This window comes from Pantoea sp. RG18 (genome assembly GCF_025910075.1).
Taxonomy (GTDB): Bacteria; Pseudomonadota; Gammaproteobacteria; order Enterobacterales; family Enterobacteriaceae; genus Pantoea; species Pantoea agglomerans.
Genome location: NZ_JAPCIL010000002.1, coordinates 195,152 through 207,639 on the forward strand (window position 1 = coordinate 195,152; position 12,488 = coordinate 207,639).

At 54.8% G+C, this 12,488-nt stretch carries 6 protein-coding genes; 2 read left to right on the top strand and 4 right to left on the bottom strand.

The window, feature by feature from the left end; translation table 11 throughout:
• Positions 1–369: 369 nt before the first annotated feature.
• Complete coding sequence (ubiG, locus tag OK409_RS01470) at positions 370–1,095, bottom strand: bifunctional 2-polyprenyl-6-hydroxyphenol methylase/3-demethylubiquinol 3-O-methyltransferase UbiG (protein ID WP_010671459.1); 726 nt, start codon at positions 1,093–1,095, stop codon at positions 370–372.
• A 177-nt stretch (positions 1,096–1,272) separates the two neighbouring features.
• Between ubiG and gyrA the strand changes: the two genes are divergently transcribed.
• Positions 1,273–3,945, top strand: coding sequence for a DNA topoisomerase (ATP-hydrolyzing) subunit A (gene gyrA, locus OK409_RS01475; RefSeq protein WP_010258103.1), 2,673 nt, complete (start codon positions 1,273–1,275; stop codon positions 3,943–3,945).
• Positions 3,946–4,846: 901 nt separating this feature from the next.
• The gene (gene rcsC / locus OK409_RS01480) at positions 4,847–7,699 is read left to right on the top strand and encodes a two-component system sensor histidine kinase RcsC (protein WP_264366665.1); all 2,853 of its coding nucleotides are present in this window, start codon (positions 4,847–4,849) and stop codon (positions 7,697–7,699) included.
• Between the two features lie 54 nt (positions 7,700–7,753).
• Here rcsC and rcsB read toward each other — a convergent pair whose 3' ends face one another.
• From rcsB to OK409_RS01495, 3 genes are read right to left on the bottom strand one after another with little or no spacing between them, the layout of a single operon-like run.
• Positions 7,754–8,404 (bottom strand): response regulator transcription factor RcsB, encoded by a 651-nt coding sequence (gene rcsB / locus OK409_RS01485; protein WP_009089068.1) that lies wholly within the window; start codon positions 8,402–8,404, stop codon positions 7,754–7,756.
• Between the two features lies 1 nt (position 8,405).
• Positions 8,406–11,063 (bottom strand): phosphotransferase RcsD, encoded by a 2,658-nt coding sequence (gene rcsD, locus OK409_RS01490; protein WP_010248389.1) that lies wholly within the window; start codon positions 11,061–11,063, stop codon positions 8,406–8,408.
• Between the two features lie 19 nt (positions 11,064–11,082).
• Positions 11,083–12,237, bottom strand: coding sequence for an MFS transporter (locus OK409_RS01495; protein ID WP_050680391.1), 1,155 nt, complete (start codon positions 12,235–12,237; stop codon positions 11,083–11,085).
• Between the last annotated feature and the right edge of the window lie 251 nt (positions 12,238–12,488).

The following is a 12,488-nucleotide window of genomic DNA, read 5'->3' on the forward strand; positions in this document are numbered from 1 at the left end:
CGCTTAACAAGAGCAAAAAATGATGGCTGGAGGGGTTGTAATTCTTGCGAAATTTCTTAGCCCACGCCTTGTAAGGCCTGGCATCATGTCAACCAGATCACACTTTTTTTTCTTATTATGATCGGGCGCGTGTTTCTTATTCAATCCTCAGGATTCAGCAGGAAAAGGGATGAAAAATGGCTAAAAGCCGCTAGCGGGTTGCTGGTCAGCAGAGAATCGGACGCGGTAACGCTGAAGAGGATGGAACCGGGCTGATGTAACCTATTGGCAGACATCAGAATGCCTCTGGCGCGGTGAGTGCTGTGACCGGCACAGGGAGAACGGGCGCAGAAGAGGAGATGCCCGCCCTGATTCAGGCGGGCGGGTCACTCAGACGGCGCGGTGGGTGTGCACCATATAATTCACGTCAGTGCCGGGAGCCAGTTTGAATCGGTTAGTCACCGGGTTGTAATGCAGGCCAATGATGTGGCGTTCACGCAGGGCCGTTTCATCGACCCAGCCCAGCAGTTCGGAAGGACGGATAAATTTCTTCACGTCGTGAGTGCCGCGCGGCAGCATGCGCAACACATATTCCGCACCAAATATCGCCAGCAGCCAGGCTTTTGGATTGCGGTTCAGCGTAGAGAAGAAGACTTCGCCGCCGGGTTTGACCAGCTTCGCACAGGCGTGAACGACTGAGCGCGGATCCGGCACGTGCTCCAGCATCTCCATGCAGGTCACCACATCATATTTTCCGGCGTGCTGCTCCGCATGCTCTTCGACGGTCTGCTGCACGTAGTCCAGCGTCACTCCGCTCTCCAGAGCATGCAGGCGCGCCACGGCCAGCGGTTCCGCGCCCATGTCCAGACCCGTGACCACGGCGCCTTCGCGCGCCATACTTTCGGCTAAGATGCCGCCGCCGCATCCGACGTCGAGCACGGTTTTACCGAATAAGCCGTTGCTGTGCTGCGCGATATAGCCCAGGCGCAGCGGGTTAATGCGGTGCAACGGTTTAAATTCACCCTCCAGATCCCACCAGCGCGAGGCAACGGCCTCAAACTTGGCAATTTCCTGCGCATCGACGTTCTGCTGATGATTCTGCGGTTGTGCATTCATTGAATCGTAACTCCTGACAAAATGTGCCCACAGTATAAACGCTTAACCGCAGATGGCACACCTTTCAGGCGCAAGGAAAAGCGGGTGAAATCGGTGGTTAGCGTTCACCAGAGCATTGCAGTGTGATATACTTTCGCACCTTTAAAATCCGGGATTAAGTAGAGGGATAGCGGCTCCATGAGCGACCTTGCGAGAGAAATTACACCGGTCAATATCGAAGAAGAATTAAAAAATTCTTACCTCGGTTACGCCATGTCGGTCATCGTTGGCCGAGCTTTACCCGATGTGCGTGATGGCCTGAAGCCGGTTCATCGTCGCGTACTTTTTGCGATGAGCGTACTGGGTAACGACTGGAACAAACCCTATAAAAAATCTGCCCGCGTCGTCGGTGACGTTATCGGTAAATATCACCCGCATGGTGATTCCGCCGTATACGACACCATTGTACGTATGGCCCAGCCTTTCTCCCTGCGTTACATGCTGGTGGACGGACAAGGCAACTTCGGTTCCATCGACGGCGACTCCGCCGCGGCGATGCGTTATACCGAAATTCGCATGTCGAAAATCGCCCACGACCTGTTAGCTGACCTGGAAAAAGAGACCGTCGATTTCGTACCGAACTACGACGGCACTGAGCAGATCCCTGAAGTTCTGCCGACCAAAATTCCTAACCTGCTGGTGAACGGCTCTTCCGGTATCGCCGTGGGTATGGCAACCAACATTCCGCCGCATAACCTGCGTGAAGTGATTAACGGCTGCCTGGCTTACATTGAAAATGAAGACATCAGCATTGAAGAGCTGATGGAGCACATTCCGGGGCCTGATTTCCCGACCGCCGCTATTATCAATGGTCGCCGTGGCATCGAAGAAGCGTACCGCACCGGACGCGGTAAAATTTATATTCGTGCGCGTGGCGAAGTGGAAGCTGATGCTAAAACGGGCCGCGAGACCATCATCATTCATGAGCTGCCGTATCAGGTTAACAAGGCACGCCTGATTGAGAAGATTGCGGAGCTGGTGAAAGAGAAGCGTGTCGAAGGCATCAGCGCACTGCGCGATGAGTCTGATAAAGACGGCATGCGTATCGTGATTGAGATCAAGCGCGATGCGGTCGGCGAAGTCGTGCTGAATAATCTCTATTCACTGACCCAGCTGCAGACCTCGTTTGGTATCAACATGGTTGCCCTGCATCAGGGTCAGCCGAAGATCATGGCGCTGAAGGAGATTCTGGACGCCTTTGTTCGCCATCGTCGTGAAGTTGTGACGCGTCGTACTATCTTTGAACTGCGTAAAGCACGCGATCGTGCGCATATCCTGGAAGGTCTGGCGATTGCGCTGGCGAATATCGATCCTATCATCGAGCTGATTCGTCGTGCACCAAACCCGGCAGAAGCAAAAGCGGGTCTGATTGCGCAGTCGTGGGATCTCGGTAACGTGTCAGCGATGCTGGAACGTGCTGGTGATGACGCCGCGCGTCCGGAGTGGCTGGATCCACAATATGGCATCCGTGATGGTCAATACTATCTGACCGAGCAGCAGGCTCAGGCGATTCTGGATCTGCGTCTGCAGAAACTGACCGGTCTTGAGCACGAGAAGCTGCTGGATGAGTATAAAGCGCTGCTGGAGCAGATCGCTGAGTTGCTGCGCATTCTGTCGAACGCGGACCGTCTGATGGAAGTGATCCGCGAAGAGCTGGAGCTGATGCGTGATCAGTTCGGTGATGAGCGTCGCACAGAGATTACTGCCAACACGGCTGACATTAATATCGAAGACCTGATCAATCAGGAAGATGTTGTGGTGACATTGTCGCATCAGGGCTATGTGAAGTATCAGCCGCTGACCGACTATGAAGCGCAGCGTCGTGGTGGTAAGGGCAAGTCAGCCGCACGTATCAAAGAAGAGGATTTCATTGATCGTCTGCTGGTCGCCAATACGCATGACACGATTCTTTGCTTCTCCAGCCGTGGCCGTCTCTACTGGATGAAGGTTTACCAGTTGCCGGAAGCAAGCCGTGGCGCACGTGGACGTCCAATCGTCAACCTGCTGCCGCTGGAAGCCAACGAGCGTATTACGGCGATTCTGCCGGTACGTGAGTATACCGAAGGCTTTAATATCTTTATGGCGACCGCGCTCGGTACCGTGAAGAAGACCGCACTGAAAGAGTTCAGCCGTCCACGCAGCGCGGGCATTATTGCCGTGAATCTGCGTGACGACGATGAGCTGATCGGTGTGGCGCTGACCAACGGTAACGATGAAGCGATGCTGTTCTCAGCGGCCGGTAAAGTGGTGCGCTTTGCAGAAACCGCAGTCCGTGCGATGGGCCGTACCGCCTCTGGCGTACGCGGCATCAGGCTGGCTGAAGGCGATCGCGTTGTGTCATTGATTGTGCCGCGTGAAGAGGGTGCAATTATGACCGTGACGCAGAATGGTTACGGCAAGCGTACGGCCAACAGCGAATACCCGACCAAGTCGCGTGCGACTCAGGGTGTTATTTCAATCAAAGTGACCGAACGTAATGGTCCGGTGATTGGCGCCGTTCAGGTCGTTGATGGCGATCAGATTATGATGATCACCGATGCCGGTACGCTGGTGCGTACCCGCGTTTCAGAAGTCAGCGTCGTGGGTCGTAATACCCAGGGTGTGATTCTGATTCGTACCGCAGAGGATGAGAACGTCGTGGGTCTGCAGCGTGTTGCCGAGCCGGTTGAAGAAGAAGAGCTGGATTCAATCGACGGTAGCGTGGCGGAAGGCGAGGAAGATATCGCGCCGGAAGCAGAGAACGACGATGAAGAGATTGCGCCGGAAGCGGATGCAGAAGACGAAGACGACGCGGCTGAAGACGAAGAGTAATTTGTCTGGCGTGAGCTGAGGTTCGTTGCAGAAACGGCAGGTCAGGGGAAACCCGGCCTGCCGTTTTTTTTGTGTGATGGGGAAGGAGCAGGGAGCTTAGGGCTGGTGGCTGGGAGCTGGGAGCTGGGAGCTGGGAGCTGGTGGCTGTGAGTCGGGAGCTGCCGAAAGGCCTGCTATGCCCGATCGCAAAGGATTCCCGCATCCATGCGGATCGGCCACGCCATCGCGGGCCAGACGCTTTGCTCTTCGGGCACAGCAGGCCTTTCTTGTTGGGGTTGTGATGTCGCTTTGATGGGATGGGCGTGTTGTTTGAGGTCTTAGAGGCGGGTCGGGAAAATGGCTGATGGCTGTGAGTCGGGAGCTGCCGAAAGGCCTGCTATGCCCGATCGCAAAGGATTCCCGCATCCATGCGGATCGGCCACGCCATCCCTGGCGTGGACGCTTTGCTCTTCGGGCATAGCAGGCCTTTCTTGGTGGGATTTGGGTGTCGCTTTGAGGGGATGGGCGTGTTGTTTGAGGTCTTAGAGGCGGGGCGGGAAAATGGCTGGCTGATGGCAGTCAGATGGGAGCCGTCGAAAGGACTGCTGTGCCCGATCGCAAAGGATTCCCGCATCCATGCGGATCGGCCACGCCATCGCGGGCCAGACGCTTTGCTCTTCGGGCACAGCAGGCCTTTCTTGTTGGGGTTGTGGTGTCGCTTTAAGGAGATGTGTGCGTGCATTTGTTTGAGGGGGAGAGGCGGCGACTTCTTCCTAAGATAAAGATGTTGCTTTGGCTGTCTTAAAAGATTCCCAAACCGCCCGCTAAGCCTGCGGCTGGCTGGCTTTTTACGCCCGATAAAGCTAGTGTATGGGCATTAAAAATCGATGATGCGACTAACCTTGCCAACTGCGAGTTACCTTTGAAATATCCTGTCTCTTTCCGCACTACGCTTCGCATCTCGCGCTATCTTTTTCGCGCGCTGGCGCTGCTAATCTGGACGCTGGGCGCCGTTCTTACTGCGTTTTACATTATCAGCGTGCTGCACAATAAAGAGACGCAGGTTCGGCAGGAGTTTGCCAGCAACTACGGCACGATAGAGTGGTATGTGCGCCATTCGGCGGACATGATGCGTGAGCTGAAATATATCACCGAGAATCGCTTAACCAACGCCAGCAGCGGTCTGGATGTGCTGACCGGTATGATGCCAGGCAAAACATCTCAGCCGCAGTTTACGCCCCTGTTTTCGGATGGCGACTGTACCTCGATGAGCAATACCTGGCGCAACTCGCTCGACTCACTCAGTTACTACATCAATTACTGGAAAAGTAACTTCGCCTCATCGTATGAGCTGAATCGGGTGTTCTTTATCGGTGGCGAGAGCCAGTGTCTGGCCGACTTTACGATTGGCAGCAGCAATGCTGACCGGGAACGCAGCCTGAAATCGCTGCGTGAGAATGTGCTGCGCTATCGCAATAGCAGCGAAGAAGATCGCCGCAATCCGATGTACTGGATTAACAGCAGTGCTCAGCCAGGCGTTGGAACCTTCTTTATGGTGGTGCCCGTCTACGTTGCTAATAAGTTACAGGCGCTACTGGGCGTCGAACAGAATATCCGGCTGGATGAGTTTATTCAGCCGGGCAGCCTGCCGATTATCGCGTCCATTACCGATGAAAATTATCGTCCACTGCTAAATTCGCGGCGCGGCGGGCTGGGCTTCTCGCTCGATAGTCTTCCTGATGATAAAACCTGGTTCGGATACCTGAATGGTTATCGTCAGCTGGTTCTGAAAAAGCCGCTGCCGCCTTCCGATCTTAACGTGGTGTGGTCGATATCTACCGACGTGATGGTGGATCAGCTCAAGCTGATGATCATTAATGCGCTACTGCTCAATATTTTCAGCGCCGTTATTCTGTTTACCCTCGCCTGGCTGTTTGAGCGCCGGATGTTCCTGCCAGCGGAGGAGAATGCGCACCGGCTGGAAGAGCATGAGCAGTTTAACCGTAAGATTGTCGCCTCTGCGCCGGTCGGGATCTGTATTTTACGCACCAGCGACGGCACCAATATTCTGAGTAACGAGCTGGCGCACAATTATCTGACGTTGCTGACGCAGGAAGATCGCCTGCGGCTGAATGAGATTATTGGCGGGCAGCAGGTCAACTTTGTCGATGTGCTCACCGGCAGTAATACCAACCTGCAAATCAGCTTTGTGCATTCGCGCTATCGTAATGAGAACGTGGCGATTTGCGTGCTGGTCGATGTCTCGGCGCGCGTGCGGATGGAGCAGTCGCTGCAGGAGATGGCCCACGCGGCAGAGCAGGCGAGCCAGTCAAAATCGATGTTCCTTGCCACGGTCAGTCACGAACTGCGCACACCGCTTTATGGCATTATCGGTAATCTCGATCTGCTGCAGACCAAAGAGCTGCCCAGCGGTATCGACTCGCTGGTGACGGCGATGAACAACTCCTCCAGCCTGCTGCTGAAAATCATCAGCGATATTCTCGACTTCTCAAAAATCGAGTCAGAGCAGCTGAAAATTGAGCCGCGTCCGTTTGCACCTCGTGAAATCGTGACCCACATCGTCGGCAACTATCTGTCGCTGGTGGTGAAGAAGCGGCTTACGCTCTACTGCTTTATTGAACATGACGTTCCGCAGGTGCTGGACGGCGATCCGCTGCGTCTGCAGCAGGTGATCTCTAACCTGCTGAATAACGCGATTAAGTTCACGCATACGGGCTGTATTATCCTCCACGCTTACGTTGCGCAGGGCTATCTGGCATTCCGCGTCCGTGATACTGGCGTCGGCATTCCGGCAAAAGAGCTGCCACGCCTGTTTGATCCCTTCTTCCAGGTGGGAAATGGCGTGCAGCGTAATTTCCAGGGCACCGGGCTGGGACTGGCGATCTGTGAAAAGCTGATCAATATGATGGACGGCGACATTGAGGTCGACTCAGAGCCAGGTATGGGCAGCCAGTTTATTGTGCGTATTCCAATCTACAAAGGGCAGAAGCCGTCACTGATGCTGCTGGAGGATTTACAGGATAAGAAAATCTGGCTGGCGATGCGTAACGAGTACCTCGCGGAATTTATTACGCGTCAGATTCAGCAGCAGGGCATTCAGGTCGGGGAGTATAACGGTAAGCCTGGCCATGACGATGTGGTGATGACCGATTACGAACTGGATATTGATGTTCCGCTGCGGGCGCTGGTCACTTTCGATGGATCGCATGTGGATATGCCGCGTGAACGTCAGCCTGGCCGCTGGATCCACTCTACCGCCACGCTGCATGAGGTTCCGGCGCTGCTGGCGCGCATCTATCGGATCGCACTGGGCAACGACGCCGCAGATGCGCTGTTGCTGGCCGCACCGGTAGAAGAGAAAGTGCATAACGATGACATCATGGTGCTGATTGTCGATGACCATCCGATTAACCGCATGCTGCTGTCGGAACAGCTCGGCACGCTGGGCTATCAGGTGAAGACTGCGCAGGATGGCGTTGATGCACTTAATGTACTGAGTCGTAATGAGATTGATATCGTACTGACCGACGTGAACATGCCGAATATGGATGGTTATCGCCTGACGCAGCGGTTGCGTCAGCTGGGCCATCTCTTCCCGGTGGTTGGCGTGACGGCGAATGCGCTGGCGGAAGAGAAACAGCGTTGCATGGATGCGGGCATGGATAACTGCCTGTCGAAACCGGTGACGTTAGATGTGCTGAAAGTGACGCTGGCAATCTATGCTGATCGGGTACGTAAAACGCGGATGGGGTAGGGCAGGAAAGGGCAGAGGCGAGGCGGTGCAGGCTGCACCGCCTCAGGAAGTAACTTAGTCTCTTTCGACCTGAGTCTGGCTGACAGACGACAGGTAGTTCAGCAGTGCGATATCGTTATCCACGCCCAGTTTCATCATCGCTGATTTCTTCTGGCTACTGATGGTTTTGATACTGCGGTTCAGCTTCTTGGCAATCTCGGTCACCAGGAAACCTTCTGCAAACAGACGCAGCACTTCGCTCTCTTTCGGTGACAGGCGTTTGTCGCCATAACCACCCGCGCTGATTTTCTCCAGCAGTTTCGCAACGCTTTCCGGCGTATATTTCTTGCCTTTCTGCAGTGCAGCCAGTGCCTTTGGCAAATCGGTTGGCGCGCCCTGTTTCAGTACAATCCCTTCGATATCGAGATCAAGCACTGAACTCAGAATCGCCGGGTTATTGTTCATGGTCAGAACAATAATCGAGAGATCCGGGTAGTGGCGTTTAATATATTTAATCAGCGTAATACCATCGCCATACTTCTCACCTGGCATAGAGAGGTCGGTGATCAGGACGTTGGCGTCAAGCTTGGACAGATTATTGATCAGTGCTGTTGAGTCTTCGAACTCACCTACAACGTTAACCCATTCAATTTGTTCCAGAGATTTTCGGATACCGAAAAGGACAATTGGATGGTCATCGGCAATAATTACGTTTAAGTTATTCATCTTATTGGTTACCTTGCTGCAGCAGTTGATTGACGTAAGCGTCAATATCACTGGTGGTATTTGTAATGTTTGAATCGTCACACGCTTTAATGTGGTGTTCTAACTCTTCACAAAGCTGTTTGCCGGGAGTCAGATTGAGCATGGCAAACACGCCCTTTAGGCGATGCGCTGTCTGAGCAAGCGAGGCGTAGTCCTTTTCCGCCGACTCAGTATACAGCCTCTTCACATCAACCGGTACTGTCTCCGTAAACAGCTGGAAATAGCCGCCGCTCATCAATGGCGTGGCCGCGTCGTCTTCCGTGTCGTTATCCATCACATCATGCGACAGTTGCTTCTCTATCAGTGCCAGCAATGCATCCAGCAGCGCATTACTGAGATTGAAATTGACCCGATACTGCTGGTCGTTCAGTGCATGGTGCCCCAGTTCATCTTCCGCCAGCAGCAGTGCCCAGCCGCTAAGCTTTGATGGATCGTCGGTCACCAGCACATCGTGATCCTGACCGGAAATGCGCTCGTCGGGTGTCAGACAACGCGCTCCCCAGTTTTCCAGATGGCGGCAGACAATTTTATGCACGTCCTCCACGGTGATCTCCACCAGCGCGGTAACGCCATCCAGAATTTTTTCCTCTTCTTCTTCGCGCTTCTGCTCCAGCACCAGCGGCAACTGCATGTTGTAGCGCGTGCCGATATCCGCTTTTGCCACGATATCCAGGCTGCCACCCATCTGCTTGCAGAGCTGCTTACAGAGGAAGAACGCCATGCCAGAAGCCTGTCCGTAGCGATCCTGACTGGTATCGCCCAGGAACGGGAAGTCGACATTGGCCAGTTCATCCACCGTCAGGCCCGCACCGGTATCCACCAGTTCGATAATCAATCTATCGGCCTGCTTGTCCGCAGCCTTAACTTCCAGGGTGATTTTCCCCCAGCGGGTGGTGGTCAGGGCGTAGTGCATCAGCGTGGTCAGCACTTTACGCAGGGCGCGACGGTCGCCAAAGCGCGTCTCATCATTAGCCAGGTGATTATTCACCACCAGCGACAGCCCTTTGCGGCGCATCAGCGGCAGGCTTTCCAGCGCGATCTCATCCAGCAGTTCCTGCAGGTTAAAGACGGTCGCATCGGGTGACCAGTCGTGCGCCTCAAGCCGGTTCAGCAGCACAATATCATCCACCAGCCGCGCCAGCCCCTGACTCTCATCGAGCAGGTCCAGCACGGTCTCATCGGCATCACGCTGGCTGAGCTGTACCAGCTGCGTCACCATCTTCTCCAGGGGCTGATTCAGCGCGTGGCCCAGATTGTGCAGCAGTTGCTGTCGCATCTGATGGTTACGATCCAGCACCTGCTGCGCTTTTTGCAGCTTCTTATTCACCAACAGCTCGCGATCCTGGTCACGCATCATAAACAGCTGGGTATGCGGCGAAAGCACGCTGCGGGCGTGGCGAATCTCATACACTTCGTTATTGATGGTGGCCTGCAGCACGCCCTGATGCTGGTCGGACATATTAATGATCTTCTGCAGATTGAGGTGAGGCAAAAGATGTTCAGCAATCTTATTGCTCAACAGGGTGCGGTTGCTGGCAAAGTCATACACCAGCAGGCCGACCGGCAGACTGGCCACAATCTCTTCATTCAATACCCGCAGCGAATCGAGTTCAGCGCTCTGGTTCTCGCTGGGACGCAGCGACTGCTGGCGCAGCAGCACGATACCCGCCAGTGAAAGCAGGAACAGTAGCAGGTTAATCAGCAGCGGCCAGAGCAGATTATGCAGGGTGTCGATAATCAGACGGCCAATCGGCACCTGATAAACCAGCTGTAGCGAGGTGCTGGGCAGGGTGGCCGTAATCTCAATATTGGGATTAACCAGTGAGATGCGGGTATTTTCCACCTCCTGCTGTTCACTGCTGCTGGCAGGCATTGAGCTGTCCTGACGCAGTTGGAAATTTTCCAGCGGCATGTTCTGCGGAACAATATCGTTAACCGGCAGATCAAAGGCGACCACCGTGGCCAGATGGCCTGGCTGATTAAAGGTGGTACGCAGCGTGAAATAGTGATCGTTCTGGAAGGCGAGGTGGCGCAGCGGTGAGAAACTCTCGCGCTCATCGAGCGCATTCGCCTGCTGCAACATCTCAGCACGACGGCCATCAACCATTGAACTGATGGCACTCTCTTTATAGCGCGTCGCCATATCTTTCAGCGGCAGGGTCGAGATCATAATCAGGCTATTGTCCTGACCATTTAAAAAGTACATCGACCAGGTGGGATTTTCTGCGCCCCACAGCGTGTCGAGATAGTTCGACATCCGCATGGTCATGTCCAGCGTGCTGCTGTCATGTGAGCCGAAAATCAGCGCTTCCGTTTTACGCCGGGTTTTTTCCAGGTAGTAGACGTCAGGACGCAGTCGCGTCTCCTGCAGGTTACTGCCGGGTGTTGCACCTGCCGCACTGGTAGAAAGGTTTTCATAGATCTGCCAGGTGGCAAAGCGATAGGCATCAATGCGCTTCTGAACGTCACGTGCCAGATCGTCCATGGCATAGCGCTTCCCGGTCAGCCAGGCATTCACCGAGTTATGCACCATAAAGCCCAGCGCCAGCAGGAGCACCAGATTGAAAACCACAAAAAAGCGGGTGACGTTGCCGGAGGTCAGTGGAAACTTATACAACATAGCGTGTCAGGTACCTGAATTATTGCGCAACTTTTCGCGCACTGGCGGCTACCGCTAACAGCAACAGGGCGATCGCTAAAAATGCGCCGCTGAGGCTGATCCATTGCGAAATGAATCCGATTAAAGCCGGACCTGAGAGAATACCCGCATATCCCAGCGTTGTCATGGCAGAAATCGCCAGGTTCGCAGGCATATCCTGTTGATTCCCGGCAGCATTGAACAACATCGGCACCGTGTTTGATAAACCAAAGCCGACCAGCAGGAAAGCCAGCAGGGCGATCTCCGGCCACGGCAGCCAGACGGCCAGACTCATGCCCGCGGCGGCGGTCAGCGCGCCGGTCAGCATCACCGGGTAGCGACCAAAACGCTGGATGATCTTATCGCCGCTAAAACGGCCCAGCGTCATCGCCACGGAAAAGACCGCATAGCCCAGTCCGGCCCAGGCGGGTGACATCTCCGGGTTCTGCAGCAACAGCAGCGCGCCCCAGTCCAGCACGGCCCCTTCCGCCAGGAACAGGATAAAGCAGAGCAGGCCAAGAAACGCGACCCAGCCACGTGGGATCACCAGCCAGGGTTGATCGGGCTGATGCAGGCGTTCATTCATTAAGACCGGCAGTCGCCACAGCAACAGCAATAACATCACTGCCATCACCACCAGCGTGGCGGCCAGGGGTGTAAAAGACTGGCTCAGCAACAGGCTGACCGTGCCCGCACCCAGAATCCCGCCAAGACTGAAGAAGCCATGGAAGCCGGACATCATCGGTTTATCCGCCGCCTGCTCAACCTGAACCGCCTGATAATTCATCGCCACATCCAGCATGCCCAGCCCGGCGCCAAACAGCATCAGCGCAGCCGCCATAACCAGATGAGAATCAGCCGTGGCCAGTAGCGGCATCATCATCAGCACTAACAGGGTAGAGAAGCACATCACCCGACGGCAGCCAAACCGCGCCACCAGTGTGCCGGTCACCGGCATCGCGGTCAGCGAACCAATACCCAGACAGAGCAGTAACGCGCCCAGTGATGCGCCGCTGAGCTGCAGACGATCGCGGGCAAACGGCACCAGCGGAGCCCAGGCTGACATTCCTAAGCCATTGATCAAAAAGATGGTGCGTGTGCCCCAGTTCAGGCGGCTCTGATGTTTGTTTTGTTGTGCAGCGTCCAGTGCGGTCATAGGTCAGATTCATCAATGGTAAAGCGGAAAAGTGTAGCACTGGCCGTGAGTCAGTGGTCGTTGCGCCTCTTATCAGGAAGGGGGCAGCAACATGGCATAAATGACAAAACCGGGAGTTTACCGACTTTTGTCGCGCTGCGAATTTTTTCCAGAACTTTCCTGGCATGACCACCGCCCCGCAGAATGACTTAACTCAAATTTCACTGTCGTTTTTCAACGACTTGCTGCTGAAAAACCGGATCAGGACCACG